The organism is Clostridia bacterium, assembly GCA_017410375.1.
Lineage (GTDB): Bacteria > Bacillota > Clostridia > RGIG6154 > RGIG6154 > RGIG6154.
This window is the reverse complement of sequence record JAFQQW010000013.1, coordinates 13,959-40,318: the sequence shown is the minus strand read 5'-3', so window position 1 is coordinate 40,318 and position 26,360 is coordinate 13,959. Positions and strand designations below refer to the sequence as shown.

Annotated in this window: 25 protein-coding genes; 24 read left to right on the top strand and 1 reads right to left on the bottom strand. The window is 42.9% G+C overall.

Translation table 11 applies throughout. The features are described from left to right. The first annotated feature begins 1 nt into the window (after position 1). From IJE10_01530 to IJE10_01435, 20 genes are all read left to right on the top strand, one after another. Positions 2-850, top strand: a complete 849-nt coding sequence (locus IJE10_01530; GenBank protein ID MBQ2966786.1) for a class I SAM-dependent methyltransferase — start codon at positions 2-4, stop codon at positions 848-850. After that, positions 847-1,260, top strand: a complete 414-nt coding sequence (locus IJE10_01525) for a hypothetical protein (GenBank protein MBQ2966785.1) — start codon at positions 847-849, stop codon at positions 1,258-1,260. Before IJE10_01530 ends, IJE10_01525 begins: the two co-directional genes overlap by 4 nt. Before the next feature lie 110 nt (positions 1,261-1,370). Further along, complete coding sequence (locus IJE10_01520) at positions 1,371-1,553, top strand: hypothetical protein (GenBank protein ID MBQ2966784.1); 183 nt, start codon at positions 1,371-1,373, stop codon at positions 1,551-1,553. A 14-nt stretch (positions 1,554-1,567) separates the two neighbouring features. Next, on the top strand, positions 1,568-2,137 hold the full coding sequence (locus tag IJE10_01515; protein MBQ2966783.1) for a CDP-alcohol phosphatidyltransferase family protein: 570 nt from the start codon (positions 1,568-1,570) through the stop codon (positions 2,135-2,137). Further along, the gene (locus IJE10_01510) at positions 2,124-4,751 is read left to right on the top strand and encodes a valine--tRNA ligase (GenBank protein ID MBQ2966782.1); all 2,628 of its coding nucleotides are present in this window, start codon (positions 2,124-2,126) and stop codon (positions 4,749-4,751) included. The genes IJE10_01515 and IJE10_01510 overlap by 14 nt, the downstream gene beginning before the upstream one ends. A 103-nt stretch (positions 4,752-4,854) precedes the next feature. Further along, complete coding sequence (gene spoIIAA / locus IJE10_01505) at positions 4,855-5,199, top strand: anti-sigma F factor antagonist (GenBank protein ID MBQ2966781.1); 345 nt, start codon at positions 4,855-4,857, stop codon at positions 5,197-5,199. Further along, complete coding sequence (gene spoIIAB / locus IJE10_01500; GenBank protein ID MBQ2966780.1) at positions 5,196-5,615, top strand: anti-sigma F factor; 420 nt, start codon at positions 5,196-5,198, stop codon at positions 5,613-5,615. The genes spoIIAA and spoIIAB overlap by 4 nt, the downstream gene beginning before the upstream one ends. Position 5,616: 1 nt before the next feature. Beyond that, the gene (locus tag IJE10_01495; protein MBQ2966779.1) at positions 5,617-6,279 is read left to right on the top strand and encodes a SigB/SigF/SigG family RNA polymerase sigma factor; all 663 of its coding nucleotides are present in this window, start codon (positions 5,617-5,619) and stop codon (positions 6,277-6,279) included. A 4-nt stretch (positions 6,280-6,283) separates the two neighbouring features. Then, positions 6,284-7,762, top strand: coding sequence for a hypothetical protein (locus tag IJE10_01490; protein MBQ2966778.1), 1,479 nt, complete (start codon positions 6,284-6,286; stop codon positions 7,760-7,762). A 14-nt stretch (positions 7,763-7,776) separates the two neighbouring features. After that, positions 7,777-9,852 carry a hypothetical protein gene (locus tag IJE10_01485; protein ID MBQ2966777.1) on the top strand — a complete coding sequence of 692 codons (2,076 nt, stop codon included), beginning with the start codon at positions 7,777-7,779 and terminating at the stop codon, positions 9,850-9,852. Positions 9,853-9,942: 90 nt separating this feature from the next. Next, on the top strand, positions 9,943-11,073 hold the full coding sequence (locus IJE10_01480; GenBank protein ID MBQ2966776.1) for a cysteine desulfurase: 1,131 nt from the start codon (positions 9,943-9,945) through the stop codon (positions 11,071-11,073). A 15-nt stretch (positions 11,074-11,088) separates the two neighbouring features. Next, the gene (gene thiI / locus IJE10_01475) at positions 11,089-12,267 is read left to right on the top strand and encodes a tRNA 4-thiouridine(8) synthase ThiI (GenBank protein ID MBQ2966775.1); all 1,179 of its coding nucleotides are present in this window, start codon (positions 11,089-11,091) and stop codon (positions 12,265-12,267) included. Then, entirely contained in the window at positions 12,268-13,500 is a 1,233-nt protein-coding gene (locus tag IJE10_01470; GenBank protein ID MBQ2966774.1) for a competence/damage-inducible protein A, read from the top strand. It begins immediately after the preceding gene. A gap of 24 nt (positions 13,501-13,524) precedes the next feature. Continuing rightward, positions 13,525-14,361, top strand: a complete 837-nt coding sequence (locus IJE10_01465) for a sugar phosphate isomerase/epimerase (GenBank protein ID MBQ2966773.1) — start codon at positions 13,525-13,527, stop codon at positions 14,359-14,361. 58 nt (positions 14,362-14,419) lie between these two features. After that, entirely contained in the window at positions 14,420-14,872 is a 453-nt protein-coding gene (locus IJE10_01460) for a hypothetical protein (protein MBQ2966772.1), read from the top strand. A 2-nt stretch (positions 14,873-14,874) separates the two neighbouring features. Beyond that, positions 14,875-15,723 carry a right-handed parallel beta-helix repeat-containing protein gene (locus IJE10_01455; protein MBQ2966771.1) on the top strand — a complete coding sequence of 283 codons (849 nt, stop codon included), beginning with the start codon at positions 14,875-14,877 and terminating at the stop codon, positions 15,721-15,723. A 74-nt stretch (positions 15,724-15,797) separates the two neighbouring features. After that, the gene (locus IJE10_01450; GenBank protein ID MBQ2966770.1) at positions 15,798-16,520 is read left to right on the top strand and encodes an alpha/beta hydrolase; all 723 of its coding nucleotides are present in this window, start codon (positions 15,798-15,800) and stop codon (positions 16,518-16,520) included. Positions 16,521-16,548: 28 nt separating this feature from the next. Then, on the top strand, positions 16,549-17,166 hold the full coding sequence (locus IJE10_01445; GenBank protein MBQ2966769.1) for a hypothetical protein: 618 nt from the start codon (positions 16,549-16,551) through the stop codon (positions 17,164-17,166). A 31-nt stretch (positions 17,167-17,197) separates the two neighbouring features. Next, entirely contained in the window at positions 17,198-19,375 is a 2,178-nt protein-coding gene (locus IJE10_01440; protein MBQ2966768.1) for a metallophosphoesterase, read from the top strand. 21 nt (positions 19,376-19,396) lie between these two features. Next, positions 19,397-19,867 (top strand): peptidylprolyl isomerase, encoded by a 471-nt coding sequence (locus IJE10_01435; protein ID MBQ2966767.1) that lies wholly within the window; start codon positions 19,397-19,399, stop codon positions 19,865-19,867. Positions 19,868-19,885: 18 nt separating this feature from the next. Here the strand turns inward: IJE10_01435 and IJE10_01430 are convergent, their stop codons facing one another. After that, entirely contained in the window at positions 19,886-21,043 is a 1,158-nt protein-coding gene (locus IJE10_01430; protein ID MBQ2966766.1) for a hypothetical protein, read from the bottom strand. Positions 21,044-21,224: 181 nt separating this feature from the next. On the opposite strand from IJE10_01430, the gene IJE10_01425 reads away from it, so the two are divergent. The 4 genes from IJE10_01425 (at position 21,225) to metK (ending at position 26,329) form a co-directional block, all read left to right on the top strand. Next, positions 21,225-22,079 carry a hypothetical protein gene (locus IJE10_01425; GenBank protein ID MBQ2966765.1) on the top strand — a complete coding sequence of 285 codons (855 nt, stop codon included), beginning with the start codon at positions 21,225-21,227 and terminating at the stop codon, positions 22,077-22,079. 140 nt (positions 22,080-22,219) lie between these two features. Further along, positions 22,220-24,535: a SpoIIE family protein phosphatase gene (locus tag IJE10_01420; GenBank protein ID MBQ2966764.1), complete on the top strand. Its 2,316-nt coding sequence runs from the start codon at positions 22,220-22,222 to the stop codon at positions 24,533-24,535. Positions 24,536-24,597: 62 nt separating this feature from the next. Beyond that, positions 24,598-25,122, top strand: coding sequence for a small multi-drug export protein (locus IJE10_01415; GenBank protein MBQ2966763.1), 525 nt, complete (start codon positions 24,598-24,600; stop codon positions 25,120-25,122). A gap of 40 nt (positions 25,123-25,162) precedes the next feature. Continuing rightward, positions 25,163-26,329, top strand: coding sequence for a methionine adenosyltransferase (metK, locus tag IJE10_01410; protein ID MBQ2966762.1), 1,167 nt, complete (start codon positions 25,163-25,165; stop codon positions 26,327-26,329). Positions 26,330-26,360: the final 31 nt, after the last annotated feature.

The following is a 26,360-nucleotide window of genomic DNA, read 5'->3' as shown; positions in this document are numbered from 1 at the left end:
AATGGGATTTGCAGCAAGTACTTTAAAAGCATTGAATAAGTGTTTTCCGTTGCCCGTACATCCGTTTAATACACAGGCGGAGGGCGGTATGCGTTATTCCCGCTGGCAGTATGAAAAAGGAAAGGAAACCATTAAGTTTTATCTTGCATTTACTGATGTGGAAACTATGTTTAAGGATAAAGCGGTTCTGGATGTGGGATGTGGTGCAGGCGGAAAGTCTCTTTACTACTTAAGTCAGGGCGCTGAAAAAGTTGTTGGTATTGACGTGGTGGAAAAGTATAAAGAGGAATCCGAAGCACTCGCAGATGAACTCGGACTTTCAGGCTTTACATTTTCCTGTCAGGATGCCGCGAAAACAGATTTTGCGGACAACAGCTTTGATACCATTATTATGAATGACGCGATGGAGCATGTGTCCAAACCTGAGGCGGTTCTTCGCGAAATGAAGCGGATTTTAAAGCCGGGCGGCAGACTGTATGTGAATTTTCCGCCCTACAATCATCCATATGGTGCACATTTAAGTGATGTTATCGGTATGCCGTGGGTGCAGACCTTTTTCTCGGATGAAACTTTAATCGCAGTGTACAAAGACCTTGTAAAAGACAAACCGGACGGGGATGAGCGTATTTCCTTCCGTATCGGATTAGATGAAAACGGTAAAGAGTATTTTTCGTACTTAAATAAAATGACCATCAAGAGGTTCAACAAAATCCGTAAAAATGCAGACTTTAAATCGGTGTATTACAATGAAGCACCGCTTCGCGGATTCTTAAAGCCGTTCTGCAAAGGGTTTTTGCGCGAGTATTTCGTAAAAATGGTGGTTTGTGTGTTTGAAAAGGAGTCATTATGAAGAAGAACAAAGTGCCCGATTATGTAAAAAAGTCTCCGAACTATAAGCCGGAGTCGGGCGTGAAAATCATAAATGTCTGGATTGGCGTTTTTTATGCCGCAATGCTCACAAGTGTGGTTGCAACTACATTTTTTCCGTACGGACAAACCAATCTGCTCGGGGATTTAATTCATCTTACAGCGCAGTTTACCATTACCATATCGGGTGTTTATATTTTGTGGCAGATATTTAAACGGGATGATATGATTTATGAGAACGAAACCATCAAAAATTTGATTTATTATAAAGAACATTCGAGGAAGCAAAAAAGCTTTCCGGTTTCGGCAACGCTCCTGATTGTATTCTTGATGACAATGATTGCAATTCTTGCAACCTATCTTATCATTTTTTATAAGCTTCATTTGGATTAAAGTGTGCTGCGTAGTGTGCAAATTTATTGTTGCATTTGTAAAAAAAATGTGGTATACTACTATTATATTGCGTAAAAGCATATTTTTTGCGATAAATAAGAGGTGTTATTATGTGGAATAGTATCTGGGTAACTGCTGAAGCAGAGCGGGTTACGCAGGTTTTGGAAAATTTCAGAAAAGCAGGCATCCTGACCAAATGTAAATCCTTTTTAGATGATGACCGGTACTTTTTTGAGATCCTGGTTCCGGCGGCAGAAACAGGTGTCGCATTGGAAATTCTGGCAGATATGTAATTGGAGGGATTTTTTTGACACTACCGAATATAATTACAATTATAAGAATTATATTGGTTCCTGTCTGGGCGACGACCTTTGCGAAAGGCAAATACATTGTAACTTTTATATTGCTTTGCATTTCAGCACTTTCGGATGTGATGGACGGATGGATTGCACGACGGTTTAACATGGTTTCAAGACTCGGAACCATTTTAGACCCCATTGCAGATAAACTGACCCAGTTTACGGTTTTTGTGTGCCTTTTCATTGCAAAGCTGATTCCACCCTGGCTGGTGGCATTGCTTTTTGTAAAAGAGGTCATGATGGCGGTAGGCACGTTTATTTTGCTTCGTAAAGATATTGTGATAAAGGCAAATATTTCGGGCAAATTTGCAACAGTTGTCTTTTACAGCACGGCATTTGTGATATTCCTGCTGACATTTTTTAATGTGTTTAATAAAGCGGAACTGATATTCTGGGCAACCCTTTTGTCGGGAATTGCAGTGGTCGCTGCGTTTTATGCCATGTTTTCTTATGCAAGAATATTTTTTAAAGTTTTAAAAGAAGGAAAGGAAGAAGAAACAAATCATGAGCAAGTATGAGAATTTAGATAAATCTTATCAGCCTTCTGAAATAGAAGAACGTCTGTATAAAAAATGGGAGGAAAACGGTTATTTCAAGGCAGATGCATCCTCTGAAAAAGAACCGTATACCATTGTGATTCCGCCTCCGAACGTAACCGGCCAGTTACATATGGGACATGCCTTGGACGAAACGTTGCAGGACATTCTCATTCGTTATAAGCGCCTTTCGGGATATGAAGCATTATGGGTGCCCGGTACCGACCATGCAGGTATTGCAACACAGATTAAGGTAGAGGAAGTGCTCCGTAAAGAAAAGAATTTAACCCGTCATGACCTTGGCCGTGAAGAATTTTTAAAGCTTGTATGGGAATGGAAGGAAAAGTATGGCGGTACCATTATTAAACAGCTTAAAAAGCTGGGTACCTCCTGCGACTGGTCCCGTGAACGCTTTACCATGGACGAAGGTTGCTCCAAAGCCGTAAAAGAAGTGTTTGTAAACCTTTACGACAAGGGGTTAATCTATCGTGGTGACAGAATTATCAACTGGTGTCCCCATTGTATCACCGCACTTTCGGATGCAGAGGTAGAGTATGAGGAACAGGAAGGTAATTTCTGGCATATCCGTTACCCTGTAGTAGGCACTGACGAGTATGTAATTATTGCAACCACCCGTCCCGAAACACTCTTAGGCGATACTGCTGTTGCTGTACATCCCGAGGATGAGCGTTATACCCACCTGGTTGGTAAAATGTTAAAGCTTCCGCTTACCGACAGAGAAATTCCGCTGATTGCGGACGAATATGTTGAAAAGGAATTCGGTACCGGTGCGGTTAAAATCACACCTGCACATGACCCGAATGACTTTGAAGTGGGTCAGCGCCACAACCTGCCCATCATTAAGATTTTGGATGATGAAGCAAGAGTGAATGCGTATGGCGGTAAATACGAAGGTATGGACCGTTATGAAGCAAGAGAGCAGATGGTTAAAGACCTCGAGGAACAGGGCTATCTGGTTAAAATTGAAAAGCATGCCCACAATGTAGGTACCTGCTACCGTTGCGGTACAACCGTTGAACCGATTACCTCTTTGCAGTGGTTTGTTAAGATGAAGCCTTTGGCTGAGCCTGCTGTAGAGGTTGTAAAGAACGGTACCGTTAAATTTGTTCCGGACAGATTCTCCAAGACCTATCTTGGCTGGATGGAAAATGTTCGTGACTGGTGTATTTCCCGTCAGCTCTGGTGGGGACACAGAATTCCTGCATATTATTGCGACCATTGCGGAAAAATGGTTGTTTCCAAAGAAGATGTGAAAATTTGTCCCGATTGCGGTAAAGAAATGTGGCAGGATAACGACGTGCTGGATACCTGGTTCAGCTCTGCACTCTGGCCTTTCTCTACATTGGGTTGGCCTGAAAAGACTGCAGAATTCGAAAAATTCTATCCCACAAGCACGTTGGTTACCGGCTATGACATCATTTTCTTCTGGGTTGCAAGAATGGTATTTTCCGGTATGGAACACACCGGCAAAGCACCCTTTGAGCATGTATTTATTCACGGTATTGTACGCGACAGCCAGGGCAGAAAGATGTCCAAGTCTTTGGGCAACGGTGTAGACCCGTTGGTGGTTATCGAGCAGTTTGGTGCGGATGCACTTCGCTTTATGTTAGCAACCGGCAACTCGCCCGGAAACGATATGCGTTACTATGAAGAACGCGTACAGGCAAGTGCAAACTTTGCCAACAAAATCTGGAATGCATCCAGATTTGTACTCATGAACCTTGACATTGACGATGTAACTTTACCGGATGCAAGAGAACTTTGTCTGGAAGATAAGTGGATTTTGAACAAATTCAACCGTCTGGCAAAAGAAGTTACTGAAAACTTAGATAAATTTGAATTAGGTGTTGCGGTTGCAAAGCTGTATGACTTTATCTGGGACGAATTCTGCGACTGGTACATTGAACTGGTTAAGCCCAGACTGTATGAAGAAACAGACCCCACAAACAAAACCGCACAGAAGGTATTGGTACATGTTTTGTCCAACACTTTGGTACTGCTTCACCCGTTTATGCCGTTCATCACCGAAGAAATTTGGTTGCACTTACCGCATGAAGGGGAAACCATTATGCGTACTACCTGGCCGGAATTTGATGAAAAGCTGACCTTTGAAACAGAAGACAAGCAGATGAGCATGATTATGGATGCCATCAAAGCGGTTCGAAATACCCGTGCGGGCATGAATGTTCCGCCCTCCAGAAAAGCAAAGCTTTATATCCAGACCGAGGACAAAGAAATTTTTGCAAACGGTCAGAATTACTTTAAGAAGCTGGCTTCTGCTTCCGAAGTGGAATTTGTGGAAGCGGATGTGGAAGAAAATACCGTATCGGTTGTATCCAACGGCGCGGTAATCTATCTCCCGGTTGGTGATTTGGTTGACATCGAAAAGGAAAGAGAACGTCTGACCAAAGAAAAGCAGACCTTAGAAGCGGAAGTAAAGCGTGTTCAGGGCAAGTTAAATAACCCGGGCTTTACCGCAAAGGCACCTGCTCATCTGGTAGAGGAAGAACGCCAGAAGGGTATTAAATATCAGGAAATGTTAGATAAGGTTTTAGAAAGCCTTGCAAAACTTTAAAGCTTAAAAAAATTGTCGTAAACTTTTTTGAAGTTTACGACTTTTTTTTACCTAAAAATACTTTTGAATGCAGTATGCTGATAGTAAGAAAGGATGGGTAAGCATGCAAATCAGAACAAATGGCAATACGTTAATTGTTGCAATCACGGGCGATATGGATCATTATAATGTGGGGCCGATGCGCTCTGCCATAGATAAAGAAATCCGGGAAAAACCCATAAAAAATCTGGTGTTTGATTTAAGCAATCTGGATTTTATGGATAGCTCAGGTATCGGATTGATTTTAGGGCGGTACAAGAGAATCCGTGAGATGGAAGGTAAGGTGTTTATTGCCGCCGCAAAGCCGGAGGTGGAGCGGGTAATTAATCTTTCAGGATTACATAAGATTATTCCGCTTTATGAAACCATGGAAAAGGCGGAAAAGAGAGTTTGCGGGGTGATTAAATGAGAAACAGTATGGAGATAAAATTTCTTGCAATCGGAGAAAATGAACGACTGGCAAGGCAGGTGATAACGGCATTTTTAATGGATGCCGACCCAACGGTGGAAGAGCTTTGCGACATCAAAACTGCAGTTTCCGAAGCGGTTACAAATGCCATTATTCACGGCTACAAAAATGAGGACGGCGCAGTGGTGCTGTCTGCTACATATGACGGAAACGAGCTCGAAATCATTATCCGTGACAAAGGCGTGGGCATCCCCGATGTGGAAAAGGCAAGAGAACCCATGTTTACCACCCAGCCTGAGCTGGAGCGGTCGGGTATGGGCTTTACTGTAATGGAGTCTTTTATGGATATGGTGGACGTGATTTCGGAAATAGGTGAAGGAACCAAGGTGATTATGCGAAAGACATTGAGGGCTTAAAATGGACAACGGGCGCGTAGAACAGAATATGGGACTTGTGTATTCGGTGGTTAAACGATTCTTGGGACGTGGCGTCGAGTACGAGGATTTGGTGCAGATTGGTGCTATGGGCTTGATAAAGGCGGTAAAAAACTTTGATGAAAGCAAGGGCTTTCAGTTTTCTACCTATGCTGTGCCCATGATTATCGGTGAAATCAAGCGTTATTTGCGGGATGACGGGTCGGTGAAAATCTCAAGAAGCATTAAGGAGAATGCAGGGAAAATCGGGTACGCGAAAGAAAAGCTTTTCAAAGAACTGCAACGGTCGCCAACCGTTTCGGAGCTGTCGGAAGCGACGGGACTTTCCAAAGAAGAAATCGCCGAAGCCTTAGATGCAGTCAAACCATGTACATCCATTTATGAACAGTATGACGACAGCGGTTTTGTGCTGGATAAAATTATTGTAAAGGAGAATGAAGAGGAAAAAACAGTAGAGCGGATATTTTTAAAAGAATTGTTAGATTCCCTTGACAAGCGCAGTCAAAAAGTGATATTATTAAGATACTTTAAAGAAGAGACACAACAGCAGGTCGCAAATCGGCTTGGTGTGTCTCAGGTGCAGGTTTCCCGGATAGAGAAAAAAGTGCTGGAAACTTTAAGAAAACGATGCGAAAAGGGGATTTAAAAGGATGTTAAAGCTTGCATTTATTTTTACCGATTCTATGGTATTGCAGCGAAATAAAGAAATCAGAGTTTGGGGAGCATGTGAAACCGGTGCGGAGGTTGTCGGAACTTTCCGCGGTGCAACTGCGAAAACAGTTGGCAAGGACGGTTCATTTATGCTCCTTTTTCCGTCTTTTGAAGCAGGTAAGGGATATGAGCTTTCTGTCAAAAGCGGTACAGAAGAGATTGTTTTAAAGGACGTCGCTGTCGGGGAAGTGTGGATTGCAGGCGGACAGTCTAATATGGAAATGCCTCTTGCGGTTTCGAAAAATGGTATGTACGAATTACAGTTCCATAAAAATGATGATGTGCGTTTCATTACGGTTGCACGAAGACATCAGGTGGGACAAGACTGCTGGGGTTGGCCGTTTATATCTCAAAAGGCTTGTGATACCCCATGGAAAATTGCAGGCGGTACGGTGGGCAGAGAGCTTTCTACCGTAGCCTATACCTTTGCAAAACGTGTTGCTGAGCAGGAAAATGTGCCGGTTGGTATCATTTCCTGCAACTGGGGCGGAAGCTCGGTATTTTTCTGGATTCCCCGTAAGGATATGATGGAAGATGAAAAAGTTTATCCGTTTGTAAAAGACCATTTTGAATCCTTAGACAGTATGAAGCCCGAGGATTACAGACCCTCTAATAAGGCGTACATAGATGACCTGGAATTCCGTGGACCTACACATCCTGTCGGTCAGGGGTATGACTTCGTGGACCATTATGCAAACCCCGAATTGTTTTCCCGTTTTGGCGGCACCAACGAAACCATGTTTCAGACTATTTGCCCGTATAGTGTAAAGGGCGTAATCTGGTATCAGGGTGAGTCGGATGCCCATGAGACAGCACAATGCTACGACAGATATATGGCAGGCATGAATTTGCTTCGGAAAACCTGGATGCGGGATTTACAAGCCGATGACCTTTGCTTTATCACAACCCTTCTTCCGGGATACGACAACGGCGCAGAAAACGGTTGGTGCGCTGTGCGTCAGGCATTGATTGATTTTGAAAAGGAAAACGAAAATGTGTACTGTGTAAATGCCATTGATTGCGGTGAAAAGCATAACATTCATCCCTTTGAAAAGCAGGCAATCGGTGAACGTATGGCAGGCTGTGCTCTTTCGGAATGCTACGGACATGACCTTTTATGGCGGTATCCGGAATTTGAAAAGGCTTACATAAGAAAAGACGGCACAGTATGTGTAGAATTTACAAATTCATATGACTACTTGATAGGCGATAATGTTGCCATCGGTGGTTTTGAAGTGGAAACCGAAAAGGGTTGGGAAGAGGTTCTGTTTGCGGCGACAGGCAATGTGGCGTGGAGCAAGGAACCGTGTAAAAATGCGAAAAAAGTGCGCTATCTGCAACACAACTTTGTGCATGCACATTTGTTTAACAGTCTGGGGCTTCCTGCAATGCCCTTTATGGAAAAAGAACTTTTATAAGGAGATACATAACTATGTTTAAAATTTCTAAACCCGTCTTTTTAAAAGACTTAAGTAAAGAGATGAACATTACCGCATTTTTTGCGGCAAATTTCGAATGTAACGGCGAAAATGTAATTTTGGAAATCACCGGTGCGACTTACTACAGAATTACGGTAAACGGTGAATTTGCAGGCTACGGTCCTGCCCGTGCACCCAAAGGGTTTACCAGAATTGATACTATGGATATCACAAAGCACACCTCCTGGGGGTTAAACCAGATTGTGATTGAGGTTGCAAGCTATAACTGTGATAATTTTGCATGCATCAATGTACCAGGCTTTCTGCAGGCGGAAATTACTGCCGAGGGCAAGCCTGTTGCGGCAACCGGTTATAACTTTGTGGGCTTTGCAGATGTGGAACGCATTCAGAAAGTTATGCGCTATTCTTATCAGAGACAGTTCTCGGAAGTGTATGTGCGTAAAGGTGGTAGCATGCTGAAAGTGCCGGTGGAAGAAGTTCAGCCTAAGCTTTCTTATATGATTCGTAAAGCGCCTTTTCCGAACTATGACATTGTTAATCCTGTTTCTTGTGCATGGAAAGGAAATCTCGTTCCCGTAACGCCGGAAATCCCGGAAAAAAGATTTATTAACCCTGTTGGGTATAACGGTAAAGACGGCTTTAAGCTGGAAGAAATTGAGTACAGGCCGCTTTATGATATGTATGGCTATGACTATCAGGTGACAGAGCAGAAGTCTGATTTAAAATTCCCGTATACCGTTTCTAAGGGACAGTATATTGTGTTGGATTTTGGTCAGAATGTGACAGGTTTTATCCGTCACAGAGTCAATGTTTCCAAAAATGCCCGTTTGATTATCGGCTTTAGCGAAAGAAGTCTTGACGGTGTGTTCCCGATTTTAGAAAACAACATCACAAATGTAATAGATTACCACATGTCAGACGGCGAATATGAAGGCGAAACCATGGAGGTATACGGTTTCCGTTATCTTTACGTCTTTGTAACCGAGGGTGAGCTTGTTTTAGAAGATGCTTCGGTACGCGAGTACTGCTATCCTTTGGAAGAAATTCCGGAACTGCACACGGACGACAAGGCATTGCATGGTATATATCAAGCTGCTGCAAACACCTTCCGTCAGAATGCGGTGGATGTGTTTATGGATTGCCCCACAAGAGAACGGGCAGGTTGGCTGATGGATGCAATGTTTACGGCACGAACCGAATATTTCCTGACTGGAAAAACCACCATCAACGAGATGATGCTGAATAACTTTGTGGTGGCAACCGATTTTGATGACTTGCCTGAGGGCATGATTCCCATGTGTTATCCGGCAGCTATTTTAAAGGGCGAATACATTCCGCAATGGTCTATGTGGTTTGTTGTGCAGATTTATGAGCAAATCGAAAGAAGTGGGCAGAACCCCGAAAAATACAGAAAACGTGTGCAGGATTTGGTGGATTTCTTTGCCAAAAGAGAAAATGCGGATGGATTGGTTGAAAAATTAGAAAACTGGAACTTTGTGGAATGGTCCAAATGTAATGATTGGACACAAGATATTAACTATCCCACCAATATGCTTTACTATAAGTTTTTAAATTGTGTGACTGCTCTGTTCCCGGAAATGATTCCGGAGGGCAAAGCGGAAGCTTTAAAAGCAAAAATTATCGAAAAATCCTTTAACGGCAAGTATTTTGAAGAAAACGCAGTTTATGAGAACGGCATTGCCAAAAACACCGACAACGTGTCCGAAACCTGCCAGTATTATGCTGTATGGTGCGGTGTTGCAGATTTGAATGATGCTATGTATGCAGAACTTAAGGAAACCGTTTTGAAAGTGTTCGGTATGAATGGTACACATGATTTTGTTGTTCCGTATGAGCCCTCTAACGCAATGAACGGTATTTACCTGCGCATGGATATTCTGCTTCAGCTTGGTGAAACCGAGTTGTTGCTGAAAGAAATAAAGGATTTCTTTGCGGATATGGTTGAAAAATCCGGAACCTTATGGGAGCACAAGGATGTAAGCAACAGCTTAAATCACGGGTTTGCCTCTTATGTGGGTGTTGTATTGCATAAATGTTTGGAAAAATAACAAAAAAGTGCGGATTTTCCGCACTTTTTTATTGAAAAATTTTAAAATTTATAGTAAACTATAATGAGAGTTTATTTTAAGGAGTTTTACATGGAAGTTTATTTGGATAATGCGGCAACCACCAGACCTTCCAAAGAGGCATTGGATGCGTTTAACCGGGTAGCAACCGAATGCTACGGTAATGCATCGGCATTGCATGGGCTAGGCTTAAAAGCCGAAAAGGAAATCAAAAAAGCAAGGCAGGCACTCGCTGGCGCCCTTTGCTGTGACGCCTCTGAAATTGTGTTTACCTCGGGCGGAACAGAAAGTGATAACTTAGCAATCTTAGGTGCGGTGCAGTCTTTAAAGCATCAGGGCAGACACATTATTACCACAAAGATGGAGCATCATGCAGTTTTGCATACCTTTGCACATCTGGAAGCGAATGGCTGGCAGGTGTCTTACATCGGCACAAAGCCAAACGGGGAAGTGGACTTAGAAGAATTAAAGCAAGCGGTACGCCCCGATACGGTTTTCATTTCGGTGATGGCGGTTAATAATGAAACGGGGGTCGTACAACCTATAGAAAAATTAAAAGAAATTGCACCTAAAGCTGTAATTCATTCCGATTGTGTGCAAGCGTTGGGAAAAATACCCCTTAACCCCTCTAAAATGCAGGTGGATTTAATGAGCTTTTCGGCACATAAAGTACATGCCTTAAAGGGTGTTGGTGCGCTGTATGTAAAAAAAGGTATTAAACTTTCGCCACAAAGCTTTGGCGGTGACCAGGAAGGAATCCGCTCAGGCACCATGAACGCACCCGGAATTGTGGCGTTTGGTTTAGAAGCGGAGCGCATCGCAAAAGACGGTACACGTCTTATGGCAGACCTCAAAGAAAAAAGAGAGTATTTAAAAGAAAAACTGCTTGAAAAAATTCCCGAAGCGGTAATAAACGGAGAAGAAGCGGTACACATTGTAAATGTCGGATTCGACGGTGTGCGAGGAGAAGTTTTGCTTCATGCCCTTGAAAATGTGGGCGTTTATGTTTCCACAGGCTCTGCATGTACATCAAAGTCTACAAAAATCAGCCATGTTTTGGAAAGTATGGGTGTAAGACGTACATTGGCACAAGGCTCTGTGCGCATAAGCCTTGGTAATGATACCACATACGAAGAACTGGACTTAGCGGCAGAAGAAATGGCAAAGCAGGTTGCATTCTTAAAGCGCTTTAAACGAAGATAGAAAGGATTTATGAACATGAAAGAAATTCTCTTGCTCAAGCTTGGCGAAATTGTTTTAAAAGGATTGAATCGCCGTGCTTTTGAAGACAGATTGATGAAAAACGCAAAGGCGGCATTAAAATGTGCCGGTGAATTTGATATGAAAAAGGGGCAGTCTACCATTTTGATTACCCCAAAAGAAAACTTTGATATTAACCGCGCTATTGAAGCAGCAGGAAAAGTGTTTGGTATTGCCTCGGTTGTGCCGGCAGCCCCTTGCGAAAAGACCTTTGAAGCCATCTGCGAAACAGCGGTGGCATATCTTGGCGACCAGCTGAAAAATGCGAAAACCTTTAAATGTGAAGCCAAGCGCGCAGATAAAAAATTCCCCATGCAATCTCCCGAGCTTTGCAGAGATTTGGGTGGATATATTTTAAGTAAGTTTCCACACCTTAAGGTGGATGTAAAAAATCCAGAGCTTACCGTAACGGCTGAAGTGCGTGATTTTGCGGCGTATGTGCATGGCGGCAGAATTAAGGGTGCAGGCGGAATGCCGGTGGGAAGCAACGGCAAAGCAACTCTGCTTTTGTCGGGCGGTATTGACAGCCCCGTTGCAGGCTATATGGTAACCAAGCGAGGTGTGGCATTAGAAGCGGTGCATTTCTTCTCGCCTCCGTACACCTCAGAGCGTGCAAAGGAAAAGGTCATCGAGCTTGCAAAAATTGTAGCACAATATTCAGGTCCCTTTACCTTGCATATCGTACCCTTTACCGAGCCGCAGCTTGAAATTTATGAAAAATGTCCTGAGGATTTGCTGACCATTATTATGCGCAGAGTGATGATGATGGTCACCGAAAAAATTGCACAAATGGGCAAGAGCGCGGCACTCATTACGGGTGAGAGCATCGGTCAGGTGGCAAGCCAGACCTTAGAAAGCTTAAGCGTTACAGATTGCGCTACATCCATGCCCGTTATGCGTCCGTTAATTGGTATGGACAAAAACGAAATTATTGAAATTGCAAGAAAAATCGGTACACTCGAAACCTCGGTTTTGCCTTATGAGGATTGCTGTACGGTATTTGTACCCAAGCACCCCAAAACAAAGCCGGTGTTGAAATTTGTGGAATATGCGGAGGAAGCACTGGATATTCCTGCCATTATTGAAAAATGTATTGCGGAAACCGAAACCATGTATATCGAAGGAGTGGATGCATAAGTGGTTTGTGAGCTTATAGCCGTCGGCACCGAAATTCTTTTGGGCGACATTTTAAATACCGATGCGCAGTACCTTTCACAGGAGCTTTCTGCTTTAGGCATCAATGTGTATTATCAGGGCGTTGTGGGGGATAACCATGACAGACTTTTAGAATATGCAAAAATGGCAATCGACCGTTCGGATATGGTAATCTTTTCGGGCGGATTAGGACCTACTGCGGACGATATCACCAAAGAAACGGTGGCAGAAGCATTGGGACTCGAGATGGAAATGCATAAAGAAAGCCTTGACAATTTGCTTTACTATTTTAGAGACAGAGAAATGCCCGAGAGCAATAAAAAGCAAGCATTAATTCCCAAAGGGGCTTTGGCACTTAAAAATTTAAACGGCACAGCACCGGGCTTTTTATATGATAACGGCGAAAAAATCATTGTGGTGCTTCCCGGACCTCCGGCAGAGCTTACCGTGATGTTTGAAAATTTTGTTAAGCCATATCTGCTCAAAAAATCCGACAGCGTTTTAAAATCCGAATTCTATCATATTTTCGGTGTAGGTGAGTCAAAGGCAGCACAAATGGTAAAGGATTTGATTGACAACCAGACCAACCCTACCATTGCACCTTATGCCAAGGCAACAGAGGCTTTGCTTCGGGTAACTGCCAAGGGTAAGAATTTAGATGAAGCTAAGCAGCTGATTTCCAAAACTGCCGACAAGCTGTATGCTGTGTTTGGCGAAGATTTGTACGGCACGGGTGAGGATACCTTAGAAGCGGTAACTGTAAAGCTTTTGATTGAAAAGAAGCTTAAAATTGCAACGGCAGAATCCTGTACAGCAGGTTTAATTGCCTCCAAAATAGGTGGTGTGCCGGGCGCATCTGCCATTTTAGACCAAAGCTATGTTACATACGCCAATTCCGCCAAGGAAGCCTTGGTTGGTGTAAAGCATGAAACCTTAGAGGCGTATGGTGCAGTAAGTCCGGAAACGGCTATGGAAATGGCAGAGGGGGCACGCATTGCGGCAAATGCGGACATCGGTGTTTCCGCAACCGGCATTGCAGGTCCCGACGGTGGTACGCCTGAAAAACCTGTGGGGCTTGTCTATATCGGTGTTTCGGATAAAAATAAAACCGAGTACTTTAAGCTTAATTTAAAGTACAACCGCAACAAAAACCGCGAACTGACTGCTTGCCATGCAATCAATTTTGTCAGAAAACGTATTTTGTCGTATAAGTAATGATATGGAAAGGGGCTGATTGTTGTGTATAAAACAAAGTTGTGCTTGGGAACAAGTTCACAGTATGGAATCAGTATAGAAGAACAGATTTCTCTTTTCAAACAAACGGGATTTGATGCCTTTTTTACAAATTGGGATAAACAAACAAAAAGTTATCGTAAATTAGCCGATGAAATCGGAATGATATATCAGTCTGTCCATGCACCTTTTATAAATGCAGCAAAGATGTGGAAGCGTGATGCCGAAGCGGAAAAAGCCGTAAATGAGCTTTTAGAGTGTGTTAGAGATTGTGCGGAATCGGGTGTTCCGATTATGGTTGCCCATACATACATCGGTTTTGAGCCGAGCGACGGACCAAATTCGGCAGGAATTGAGAATTTCGGACGGGTTGTTCGGGAGGCTGAAAAATCAAATGTCAGAATTGCCTTTGAGAACACCGAGGGCGAAGCATACCTTGCATCATTGATGAATGCCTTTTCTACATGCAAAAATGTTGGATTTTGCTGGGATACGGGGCATGAGCTTTGCTATAACAGAGGAAAAGATATGCTAAGCTTGTACGGGGACAGACTCATTGCGACCCATTTAAATGACAATTTAGGGGTCAGTGATTTTGACGGGAATATTATCTGGACAGACGATTTACATCTGCTTCCCTTTGATGGCATTACGTCCTGGGAAAGCGTTGTTGAAAGATTAAACAGATACGCTTATAACGATATTCTTACATTTGAACTGAATAAAACCAGTAAGCCAAACCGACACGACAATGATATGTATACCCAAATGACAATTGAAGAATATGTTTCGCAATGTTATGCCCGTGCATGTAAAGTGGCGTATATGAAAAACGGGTTTTGAATTATGCGATTTTTACTTAGGAAAGTTAAATAGTGTTACAAAATGAGGAGTGGGCATCGTGTACTATATTACTGATTTTGGTGCAAAAGCCGGAAATGAGATTTGTACAAAGCAAATTCAAAAAGCGATTGATGAATGTTTTTTGGCAGGCGGAGGAGAAGTTGTTATTCCGTGTGGAAATTTTTTGACTGGTGGATTACGAATAAGGTCTAATGTTACATTGCATCTTATGGAAGGGGCGATTTTGACAGGAAGCACAGATCCTGAAGATTATTGTGCGTATCTTGATGATAAGATAGAACCCGTAAATCCGGAAGACCTTGAGAAAGTTGTTGATACATCAATAAGTCAGTCTCGATCCGTAAAGCCATACAGTCGTTGGAATAATGCGATAGTCCGGGCGATAAATGCGAAAAATGTCGCCATAATCGGTGAAAAAATGCAACCATATCCGGGCAAAACTGCTATGATGAACTGGGTGAAGAAAAATACAGAGGACCGCACGGCATAAATATGTGGTTTTGTGAAAATGTAACACTTTCAGGCTATACGATGAAAGACAGTGCCAACTGGGCGCACGCCATTCAGAACAGTAAAAATATACATGTTAAAGGTATTACTGTGCTTGGTGGGCACGATGGTTTTGACATAAGAACCTGCGACGATGTGGTTGTGGAAGATACTGTGTTTTATTCGGGGGATGATGCCATTGCAGGATTCGATAATATCAATGTAGTTGTGCGAAACTCTGTGCTGAATTCATCCTGTAGTGCTTTGCGCTTTGGAGGTACAAATGTGTTGGTTGAAAATTGTGCGGTTGTTGCACCGAACAAATACGGTTTTCGTGGTAATTTGTCTCCGGAACAGAAAAAAAACAGAGCAGCTACCGATGAAAATTGTCGACACAATTGTCTTAACGCGTTTTTGTATTACTGTGACTACCGTGCGAAAATCAGGAGAATACCGGGCGACATTTTAATTAAAAATTGCAGATTTGAAAATGTGGATTCGGTATTTTCGCAAGCTTTCGGGCATGTGTGGGCATGTAACAGAGCATTAGATAACATTATGTTTGAAGATTGTGTTTTTAATGACGTATGCTTGCCTATAAATATCTGTTGTCCTGAAGACGAACCGCTGACTTTTAAAATGAAAAACTGTATCATTACGGCAAGGGAAGGTGCAAGAGATTTGCCTGTTGCCAAAGCATTGAATTTCAGAGATATAATTTTTGAAAATGTAACTGTTTCTGGGTTTGATGCGCCTCGAATTGTAGCTTGTAGTGACGGAAACATTAAGCTGCAGCATTCAACACCGATGGATATTGAAAAAGGCGAAAAGCCAAGACGAAGCGAGAATTAAATATACCTGGAAACAGTGTCTGAATTATTTGCCTTTTATTTGAAACTTGGCAAAAAAGAAAGAAGGATTTAAGATTGAAAGAATCTTTGTGGAACGGATTTAAAAGAATTGATTTTGAATTTGAGGGAAGAGAAGCAATACTGGTTTTTCCTTTGAAGCCGAACAAGAACAAAAACTGGATGATTAAAACCGAATATTTTGATGCGTTTCCCAATCTTGAGATTGAAATGCTTAAACGCGGATGGCATTTGGCTTACATAAAAAATATTACGCGTTGGTGTTTAGATGAAGACCTTGATTTAAAAAAGCGGTTTGCAGAGTATGTGGCTAACGAATTTGGTTTGCATAAAAAGTGTGTACCCATCGGCATGAGCTGTGGTGGATTGATTGCATCTAAATTTGCAGCAAGGCATCCTTCGTATGTGCAGGTTCTCTACCTTGATGCGCCGGTTATGAATTTTCTGTCTTGTCCTGCAGGTATTGGTAAAGCAGGAAACAGCATGATGCAGGAATTTGTAGATGCAACGGGCATGAATCTTATTGATTTAATCAATTACAGAGAAAATCCGGTGGATAAGCTGGATATACTCATTCAAAACAATATTCCGGTTGTTATGGTGTACGGTGATTCGGACGAGGTTGTACCTTATGATGAAAACGGACAGATTCTTGAAAAATACTATCGGAAAAACAATGGCAATATCGTTGTGTTCGGGAAAGAAAATTGTGGACATCACCCCCATGGACTTACGGACAATACAGCAATCATAGAGTTTATTGAAAAGCATTGCAACTAAAAAAATACTTTGGTAAGGAGAAGAAAAAATGAAGGTAACATTGATAGGAGATTCTATAAGACTAATCGGTTACGGGTGCCTTGTGCCGGAGCTTTTAGGCGATGTATACGAAGTCTTTCAGCCAAAAGATAATTGTCGGTTTGCCAAATATACCTTGCGAGGTCTTTTCGACTGGAGAGCGGATATGGCAGGCAGCAGAATTGTGCATTGGAATAACGGTTTGTGGGATACGTGTGATTTGTTTGGGGACGGGTCTTTTTCCACAGAGGATGAATATAGAACAAATATGCTCAGAGTAGCCGACATATTGCTCTCAAAATATGATAAGGTTATTTTTGCAACAACGACCCCTGTTTCGGGAGAAAATATGTATAACAGAAATTTAGTAATAGATAGATACAATAAAATGATTGTTCCTTTGCTTGAAGAAAAAGGTGTTATTATAAACGATTTGTACAGTACCGTAGCGAAAGACATTAATCGGTATATAAGAAATGATGACAATATCCACTTAACGGATGAGGGCTCGGAAGTATGTGCAAAACAGATTGTTGATATTATTAAAAAAACGGCAGAAGCTTTAGCGGGTGCAGAGCAAAAATCCAATTGCGGAGCAGATGAAAAGCTTACGGGTCTGCCTGTATGATTTGTACTTTGATACAGCAAGGAGGGGTACTATGAAATATTGGCCGATACATTTACATATGCATTCTGCCTGGGAAAGTCAGGCGAGCATGGAGGGGCATTTTTACAATGCCCAAAAGCTTGGGATGCAACATATGTATATAACCGATCATGACAGTCGCATGGGTCCGAGAGAAAATCAGGTTTCATACTTTGATTTTTCCCAAGGTGAAATTATGATTCATGAGCCGTCAGATGATCCGTTAAGACCAAGACATAAGGGTTTTACGGTGGAGAAGCAAGACGAAGATTGCACATGGTTTATTGATGATAACAAAATATTAAATATAACGGCAAAGGGAAAAACGGAGGAATGGTCAACCGTAAGCCTTGCCTTCGGTTCTTCGCAAAAACGTCATGAATATGCTTTGCTTGCAAAAACCATGCTTCATCTTGCTATGCATGCTAAGGGATTTGGAGAAAATGCAAGAGTCATGGTAGATGTAAAGCTTTCTCAGCGACCGCCTGAATTTGAAAACGGTCATATTTTATATGTGGCGGGCAACGCAGAAGGACTGGAAAACGCATATCGCGTTGTAAAACCATTATCTTTTGAAGCGGATACCATTGATTTAAATCTTTTGACGGATGCAGAAAAAATAGGCGGTGGCGATAATATTTTAGCCCAGATTACCTTTTCCGTGTCTGCACGATGTGGGGCGGAAGCTACTTTGTTCTTAAAAAGTCTTTCCATCGACTGGGCGCTTGCCTTTGAAGAGGGCAGAATTGAGCAACAACGGCTTGCGGATGAAATCGGCAAAAAATATGGCGTAACACCTATTGTAACCTATGAAATTACAGCGGCAGGACCGCATAAAATCTGTTTTTCCACAAAAGTGCCTGTGATTGACTATCAGAAACACAATTATAATGTAACCGAACAACAGGCAATCGAGCATGTAAAGGCGTACGGCGGAATCTATGCAAGAAACCATCCGTTTGATGCTTTAAAAGACAGACTGCGGTTAAATCCCGAACTTGCAGACGAGCTTGCACCCGAGGTGATTGACGATTACGTTTCAAACCGTGCGTATGGTGCAACCATGCTGGAGGTAGGCTTTCCGATTGGCAGAAACAACACAAAATTTTCAACTTTTTTAAAGCTTTGGGATACTTTATCCGCGAACGGAATTTTTATCAGTGGATATGGCGACAGCGACAATCACTCCAACAGCTTAAACTGGTTTGATCGTAATAATTTCTGTGCGTATATAGCGGCAGAAAACCCTTGTGAAAACGAATTTATTGAAAGCATGAAAGCGGGAAATCTCTACACGGGTGACCCTGTATATCTGCAACATGTGGATTTTTGTTTTTACGACCAAGACGGAAACGACATGGGGAATGTTGTGTTTACCAACGAAGCCAAAACGGTATATACTTCCGTAAAAGGACTGCCTGAAAAATCAAGGGTCGTGTGGACGGTGAACGGCAAGGATGTTAAAACCGAAAACGTTGAAAACGACTACACGGGCGAAATATCTGTTTCTATGACCGATAAGGTAAACTTTGTGCGCGTAAGTGTATATAAAGAGGACAGATGTATCCTTTTGTCCAATCCGATTTATTATACCGCAGATGAAAGCATATACAGCACCATTCCCAACGAACGAAGAGCGGTTGAAATTCCTGCACATCTTTTAAATTACAAAGGGGAAAAGCTGTTGCATATCGGTGATATTCCTTTAGACGGATATCCGTTTATTAAAAAGCTGATTCGAAAAGCTAAGGCAGATATTATTGTGCATACGGGTGATTTGTGCGACAATTTAAAGGCAGGTCGGAAAGAGGAAGACATTCCTTTATACAAAGACTACATTCCGACACTGATCAAATGTATGGAAAACCATGCAAAACAAGTTTTTATTGTTCGCGGAAATAACGATTTACCTGAATATGTTCAGAAAATTGCAGATAAAAGCAAGGTGGTGGAATCAAACACAATCGTAACGCTCTTCGGAAAAGACTTTCTTTTGTGTCATCGGGTAATTGACCTTGAGGGAAAGGCAGATGTGTATCTGTATGGTCACGGACCGACAGGGGACGAACACAGCTTTTATAAGAAAGAAGACGGAAGTGTGTATTCCAACGCCTATTTTGCGCCGGCTGTCTTTTTAGAGAACGGTGAATACGCAGAATTAAAAAATTATAATGGTAATAACCATAAATAAACATAAAAGGAGAAATGAACAATGGTAACAATTACAATGGAAAACGGAAAGCAGATTAAAATTGAACTGTATCCCGAAATCGCACCCAAATCCGTGGCAAACTTTGAAAAGCTGGTTAAAGAAGGCTTTTATAACGGTTTAATTTTCCACCGCGTAATTCCGGGCTTTATGATTCAGGGCGGTTGCCCCAACGGCAACGGCATGGGTGGCCCGGGCTATCAAATTGAAGGTGAATTTGCAGCAAACGGCTTTAAGAATGATTTGAAGCATGAAAGAGGTGTGCTTTCCATGGCACGTGCAATGGATCCTAATTCTGCCGGCTCGCAGTTCTTTATCATGCATCAGGATGCTCCGCACTTAGACGGTCAGTATGCCGCGTTCGGCAAGGTTGTAGAGGGTATGGATGTGGTTGATGAAATCGCAGGCATCCCCACAGACTATATGGACAGACCCAGAGTGGATCAGGTTATGAAAGAAGTAACAATCGACTAATCAAAAAAAGCAGATTCTTCATGAATCTGCTTTTTTAAATTGGTTTTCTAAGGCGGAGATGCGTGCCTCAAAGGCATCTAATTTGGAATCGAGGGGCGTCACTTCGGGGGCAGGAGAATCATAGACGGTTTCTTTTTGTTCTTCCTTTTGGAAATCCGAAACCTCCTGCATATACTGTGTAAGGTCACTTTCTTGCTCAACGGGTTTTTCGGGCAGAGCAAAATCAATGGCATTTAAAGCTTCTCCGATTAAGGTCGCATCAAAACGGTCGGGACGCGCCTCGGTGCCGTAAATAGTATCGACGAAAATATGGTGTCGACGTAAGGTCTGTGAGGTTTTGATGCGGAAAAGGCTGTGCGGATTAAAGCTTCCGGGGAAATAGTACTGTGGTTTTAAAAAGCCTTCTTCGGGACGGATGGCACTGCTTTGGAGCAATCTTCCTGCCATGCGGAACAGAATGTGATACTCTTTAAACTGCAAAATAATCGGCTCGGGTGCGTTTTCAAGACCGCTGAGCAAAGTTTGCGTGCCCCGCTCGCTTAAATAACAAACCGAATATTCCTGCTTGTTGCGACGGCTGTACACAAGATGCATCGCATCATTTTCATCAAAAATACCCTGCAGAGAAATCAAGTCGCCATTGATTTCGGTAAGAAGCTTCGGTTCTACCCAGGCTTTGTTCTGCCAGAAAAATGTTTTTTGCATCAGTCCGCTTTTTTCATAGAATACATGTATGTTTTGTTTGCTGTCCTGCGTGACGGCATAACAAAACGGATAACTTCTGGATTCAATGACCTCCGGCTTTGTGTTTTCGTTTAACATATGGTGCACCAGAAGATACTGGGCTTCGTGGCGGATATTGTAAAAGGCATGCACCCAGCCGTTTGTGCAAAAAAGACGGAAATTTTTGTCATACGGAACAACACTTTTAGATTCTAAAATGCATTGGCGGTTCCAACGTTTTTTATCATAATAGAATAAATACAGATTGTTTTTGTCGTCCTGGCTGATTAGAAAGAGATTGCCTTTTTCGTCGCAGGCGGTATCAAAATCAGCACATCCCTTTTCGAATAACAGCATGGGTGTTGTGCTTTTCGGGGCATAAAAGCAGATGCCCTTTTTTTCGTCGTGGTAAAATTTCCAGAGTCCTTGCGGTGTGTACAGAACTTGCTTCATAGTTTTTTCTCCTTATCCGGTTTTTGTTTCAATATATGCGGGAGAAAGAGTGGTTATTCAATAAAATCATTCAATCTGTGTTTTGGAAAAAGTGTCCCCGCATGAGTTTTTTGGCACATTATTTGTTTTTTCACATAGTATGTAAATGGGGAAACCCGAAATAAGAATAGGAGGAATGGATATGGGAAGAGAAGTAGTGCCGGGTCCGATTTGCGGTGACGGTTGCAACGGTATCCGTGAAGCGGTTTGTATCCATACAGACAAGGTGTATGATTCCTGCCGTGACAAGGAATGTCTCGAAGATTTGCGGGTGTATCTCTGCCGTGAAGGGCAGGAGCTGATTGAAAACGCATTGTCCGTTAAAGTCAGCAATGCGCAAATTTTGTATGTACATCAGGATGTAGAACCGGTGCCTTTCAATTCGGGCTATTATACCATTGACATTAAATTCTTTTTTAAAGTTACATTAGATGTATTCTGCGGTTTAATGAAAACCAAGCGGGTAGAGGGGCTTGCGGTTTATGACAAAAAGGTTGTTTTGTTCGGCTCCGAAGGTAAATCCAAGATTTTCCGTTCTACTTTTGCCTACGATGAATTAGATCCGCAGATGCTTATGAAAACCAATATGCCCCAGGCGGTCGTTGAGGTTGTAGAACCCATTAGCTTGTCTGCAAAAATTGTAGAGCCTGAAAATTGCTGCAACAATCATTGCTGCTGCAACCAGTATGATATTGCCGGCGCGCCCGACTTTATCTGCAAGTGCTTTGATGATGTGTTTGCAGAACCGGATGCAGGCAGACAGGTATATGTAACCTTAGGCTTGTTCTCCATTGTAAAGCTTGAACGAAATGTACAGCTTCTCATTCCGGTTTATGATTTCTGTGTACCGGAAAGCGAATGCGTGGGTACTTCTGCGGAAAACCCCTGCGAGCTGTTTGATCGCATCGAATTCCCTGTGGACGAATTTTACCCGCCCCAGAAGCACGATTTCTTCAGTGATGCGGAGGACGGGAACTGTAACAGAGGCTGCAGATAAAATCAAAGCATACCGCATTTGCGGTATGCTTTTTTGTTTGGAAATGTTGGCGGGAAATGTGCATAAAACAGAAAAGTCTACAAGATTTTTTTATTTAAATGCGTATAATGTAAGCGTATTGCAGGGAAGGAGGGGTGTGGATGGAGACTTTTCGGAGAATATTCCGGAAGGGAATCGGAATGTTTTCGGTCGCTCAGATTTTAAGGACAAGCTGTCTGGTGCTGTCCGGCATGGGATGTGTTTTGCAAACACTTTCCCCTTTTGGCGTGGCTTGTGCTGCGGCAGTATACTGTCTTGAGCCATGCGGATTGTCGGCACTCTGGATCGCATTGGGAATCGGGCTTGGCGGCTTCGGGATATCTGCACTTAAATACTGGATTGCAGTTCTTTTATTGACTGCTGCATCTGCAGGCAGACGGGGCTTTGTAACGGAGCGGACAGGCTGTGTGTTTTACTGCATAGCTTTATTTCTTGCGGATTTGATTTATGGCGGTTTTGCAGAAAAAAATCTTTACTTCTGGATTCTTGCAGGCGCAGAGCTTGTTGTGGGACTTTTTTCGGTGCATGCGTATATAACGGTGTTCCGCTTTTTGTCTGCCCCTAAGCTGCGCAGAAGCGCAACTGCAGAGGAGCTTTTTTGCATTGCTGCAGTGTTTTGTATCTGTCTGTCAGGACTTACGCGTCTGCAACCGACGCAGGGGTTGTATCTGGCAGAGACCTTTTCTGTTTTTATAGTATTGTTTTCGGCATATAGCTTTTCCGTTGGAGCATGTGTTGTTTTGGGAACGGTGCTTGGTTTTTTTGTGAGTCTTTTAAGTCCGTCTATGCTATATGCGGTGGGTGCATATTCGGTGGCGGCACTTTTTTGCTGTGTGTGTAAAAGGCTTGGTAAGCCGGGTATTGTTGCAGGTATGGTTCTTTCGGACGTGCTGATGACATTTTATACGGGCAATCCGGAGGGATTCCTGATTGGTTTGCCGGAAATATTTATTGCAGGTGTAGTTTTTCTTTTGATGCCGAAAAAGAGGCTTTTAAAAATAAAACAAAGCATTTTGCTTTTGACACAAAGACAAGGAATATACCAAAAAAACGAAAGAGAGGCGTTTGAAAAAATGGCAGTAAAACGATTGAACCGTATTGCGGATGCTTTTTCCGTACTGGCGGCATCCATGGGAAACGCAGGGAAAATCAGGAAAGAAGGGGAAAAAGAAACAGCAGCTTTGCTGACTGCGGATGTGTACGAAAGGGTTTGCGGAAAATGCGAACAAAGGAGTAGATGCATTCTGCGTGAAGAGACAGCGAGATCAGAAATTGCAGGACTTTTGCAAAAAACAATACATCGGGGCTGGGCAGAGCGGACAGACTTGTCGGCAAATATAAAAAACCGATGTCTGCAAAATGAACGAATGCTTTCGGAATGCAATAAGGTGTACGAGGTGTTTCGGGTAAACCGTGTCTGGGAAAACCGTATTGCAGAAAACCGCGAACTGGTATCAAAGCAGCTCAGTGAGGTTTCGGGCGTAGTGCGTTGTCTGGCAAATGAAATAACAGAGACGGTTGTTTTTGAAGAGGAGAGTGAAAAAAGGATCATTACTTTGCTGGATGGGCTGGGAATGTATGTGGAAAATGTGTCGGTTACAAAAGGGTTGAACAATCGTCTGGAGGCGGAGATTTCGGTGCTTGACTGTAAATCGAAGGAGGCTTGTATAAGAGACAGTAAGGCTGTTTTGAGCAAAGTGACCGGCAGGAATTTTTCATTGTTGCAGGAAAACACGAACAGAGAAAGAAGTATCTTTACATATCGCGAAAAGGAGAATTTTGAAGCGCAGATTGGTATTTCGCGGATACGCCCGTCAAAAGAGCAGGCGTGCGGAGACAGCTATGCTATTATGTACCCCGAAGAGGGGAAACTGGTGATTGCTTTAAGCGACGGCATGGGAACAGGCAACCGGGCGGCAAAGGAAAGCCGGGAGACGGTCGGTCTTTTAGAGCATATGCTCATGGCAGGCATTGCCCGGGAAACGGCGGTGCGGTTGATTAACTCCGTGCTTGTACTTAAGTCTTATGATGAGAATTTTGCCACATTGGATTTGCTTGTACTGGATTTGTTCAGCGGAGAGGGAGAAATTATTAAAAACGCCAGCGCCTGCTCGTATTTATGCAGAGGAAATCAGGTGGGGGTGTTGGCGGCACAGGCTCTGCCTGCCGGCATTGTAGGCGAAATTGAGACTGCAAACCGCCGACTTGCCTTTTGTTCGGGGGACTGGATTTTGCTGGTTTCGGATGGCGTGACCGACGTGAGTATCGATGATAAATGGATTAAGGATTTCTTGATAAATCTTGGGGACTGCAGTGCGCAGCATGGTGCGGATAAACTAATGGAGGAGGCGGTAAGACGGGTTTTAGGCTGTAAAGATGATATGACGGTCATCTTAGTGAAAATCTCTGAAAAATAAAACTTGCTTTTTGTCGTTTTTTATAGTATAATCTATATGATTTATAAAAAATGGGAGGACATATGGATTATTTATTAGATTTGCTTTCATCGGTTCCGAATGAAATTATTGTGCTTTTAATATCTATGATTCCGGTGATTGAATTACGCGGAGCATTGCCTGTTGCGGTCGTTGCGTTTAATATGCCGTGGCTGGAAGCACTTTTGCTTTGCGTGGTTGGAAATCTGCTTCCGGTTCCTTTCATTATCTGGTTTTTACGTCCGATTTTTGAATGGATGAAGAAAACAAAGCTGTTGCGAGGTCTTGTGATTCGCCTGGAAAACCGTGCGAAGAAAAAGGCTGAAGCGGCAAATGCAAAGGAAGATGCCAGGAAAAGAAATTCCCGTAAAAATGCAGTTTCTTTTTGGGCATTATTTGCCTTTGTTGCCATTCCGCTTCCCGGTACGGGTGCCTGGACAGGTGCTTTGATTGCATCTGTTATGGGGATGCGTCTTAAGCATTCTTTTCCTGCAATCGCACTGGGTGTTGTTACTGCGGGGCTGGTTATGCTTGCTTTGAGCCATTTGGGACTTATGGCATTTGCTTAAACCGATATAATTACGTTTTTGAGAAAGGATAGATTATACTATGAGAAAACTCTTTACTTCCGAATCTGTTACTGAGGGGCATCCCGATAAAATGTGCGACCTCATTTCGGATGCGGTGCTTGATGCGATTTATACCAACGATCCTGCTGCACGTGTAGCCTGCGAAACCTTTACAACTACAGGCTCTGTTGTGGTTATGGGTGAAATTTCCACCGATTGTTATGTGGACGTACAGAAAATTGTGCGCGATACTGTAAATGAAATCGGCTATAACAACGGTGATTTTGGTTTTGACGGCAACACCTGTAGTGTTATGACCGCTATCCATGAGCAGTCTGCAGATATTGCGCTTGGTGTAGATATGGCGGCAGAAGCGAAAGACGGTGATACCGAAGACAGCTCTTCCATCGGTGCAGGGGATCAGGGTATGATGTTTGGCTATGCTTGCGACGAAACCCCTGAGCTGATGCCTCTTCCCATTATGCTTGCACACAAGATGGCAAAACGCCTGACAGAAGTGCGTAAAAACGGCACACTTCCGTATTTAAGACCGGACGGCAAAACACAGGTTACGGTTGAATATGACGACGATAAGGCTGTGCGCGTTGATGCGGTGGTTGTTTCCACACAGCACGCAGCAGACGTATCCTTAGAACAAATCCGTAAAGATATTATAAGCCTTGTTATTGAACCTATTGTTCCTTCTGAACTTTTGGATATTGATACCAAGATTTATGTAAATCCCACCGGTCGTTTTGTAATCGGCGGTCCTATGGGAGATACCGGTCTTACCGGCAGAAAAATTATTGTTGACACCTACGGCGGTTATGCACGTCACGGTGGCGGTGCTTTCTCAGGCAAGGACCCGACGAAAGTAGACAGAAGCGCAGCTTACTATGCACGCTACATCGCTAAAAACGTTGTTGCGGCAGGATTGGCTAAAAAATGTGAGGTTCAGCTTGCCTATGCGATCGGTGTGGCAAAACCCGTTTCGGTTATGATTGATACCTTTGGTACCGGTTTAATTTCCGAAGAAGAAATTGCAAACCGCGTAAACAAAGTGTTTGACATGCGTCCTGCGGCAATCATCAAACAGTTGGGTTTAAGAGCACCTATCTACAAACAACTCGCAGCTTACGGTCATATGGGTCGTGAAGATTTAGGCGTTGCATGGGAAAAGACAGATAAAGCGGCGTTGCTGAAATAATTTACGAAAAATTTTCGAAATGCAACTTTTA

What these genes read in the sequence shown, in the direction of transcription:
- IJE10_01440 (MBQ2966768.1), top strand. Translation starts at nt 17,198, where the DNA reads ATGAAATATTGGCCGATACATTTACATATGCATTCTGCCTGGGAAAGT.
- IJE10_01415 (MBQ2966763.1), top strand. Translation starts at nt 24,598, where the DNA reads ATGGATTATTTATTAGATTTGCTTTCATCGGTTCCGAATGAAATTATT.
- metK (MBQ2966762.1), top strand. Translation starts at nt 25,163, where the DNA reads ATGAGAAAACTCTTTACTTCCGAATCTGTTACTGAGGGGCATCCCGAT.
- IJE10_01420 (MBQ2966764.1), top strand. Translation starts at nt 22,220, where the DNA reads ATGGAGACTTTTCGGAGAATATTCCGGAAGGGAATCGGAATGTTTTCG.
- IJE10_01520 (MBQ2966784.1), top strand. Translation starts at nt 1,371, where the DNA reads ATGTGGAATAGTATCTGGGTAACTGCTGAAGCAGAGCGGGTTACGCAG.
- IJE10_01435 (MBQ2966767.1), top strand. Translation starts at nt 19,397, where the DNA reads ATGGTAACAATTACAATGGAAAACGGAAAGCAGATTAAAATTGAACTG.
- IJE10_01425 (MBQ2966765.1), top strand. Translation starts at nt 21,225, where the DNA reads ATGGGAAGAGAAGTAGTGCCGGGTCCGATTTGCGGTGACGGTTGCAAC.
- IJE10_01510 (MBQ2966782.1), top strand. Translation starts at nt 2,124, where the DNA reads ATGAGCAAGTATGAGAATTTAGATAAATCTTATCAGCCTTCTGAAATA.
- IJE10_01485 (MBQ2966777.1), top strand. Translation starts at nt 7,777, where the DNA reads ATGTTTAAAATTTCTAAACCCGTCTTTTTAAAAGACTTAAGTAAAGAG.
- IJE10_01525 (MBQ2966785.1), top strand. Translation starts at nt 847, where the DNA reads ATGAAGAAGAACAAAGTGCCCGATTATGTAAAAAAGTCTCCGAACTAT.
- IJE10_01480 (MBQ2966776.1), top strand. Translation starts at nt 9,943, where the DNA reads ATGGAAGTTTATTTGGATAATGCGGCAACCACCAGACCTTCCAAAGAG.
- IJE10_01530 (MBQ2966786.1), top strand. Translation starts at nt 2, where the DNA reads ATGGGATTTGCAGCAAGTACTTTAAAAGCATTGAATAAGTGTTTTCCG.
- IJE10_01430 (MBQ2966766.1), bottom strand. Translation starts at nt 21,043, where the DNA reads ATGAAGCAAGTTCTGTACACACCGCAAGGACTCTGGAAATTTTACCAC.
- IJE10_01455 (MBQ2966771.1), top strand. Translation starts at nt 14,875, where the DNA reads ATGTGGTTTTGTGAAAATGTAACACTTTCAGGCTATACGATGAAAGAC.
- IJE10_01490 (MBQ2966778.1), top strand. Translation starts at nt 6,284, where the DNA reads ATGTTAAAGCTTGCATTTATTTTTACCGATTCTATGGTATTGCAGCGA.
- spoIIAB (MBQ2966780.1), top strand. Translation starts at nt 5,196, where the DNA reads ATGAGAAACAGTATGGAGATAAAATTTCTTGCAATCGGAGAAAATGAA.
- IJE10_01445 (MBQ2966769.1), top strand. Translation starts at nt 16,549, where the DNA reads ATGAAGGTAACATTGATAGGAGATTCTATAAGACTAATCGGTTACGGG.
- spoIIAA (MBQ2966781.1), top strand. Translation starts at nt 4,855, where the DNA reads ATGCAAATCAGAACAAATGGCAATACGTTAATTGTTGCAATCACGGGC.
- IJE10_01495 (MBQ2966779.1), top strand. Translation starts at nt 5,617, where the DNA reads ATGGACAACGGGCGCGTAGAACAGAATATGGGACTTGTGTATTCGGTG.
- thiI (MBQ2966775.1), top strand. Translation starts at nt 11,089, where the DNA reads ATGAAAGAAATTCTCTTGCTCAAGCTTGGCGAAATTGTTTTAAAAGGA.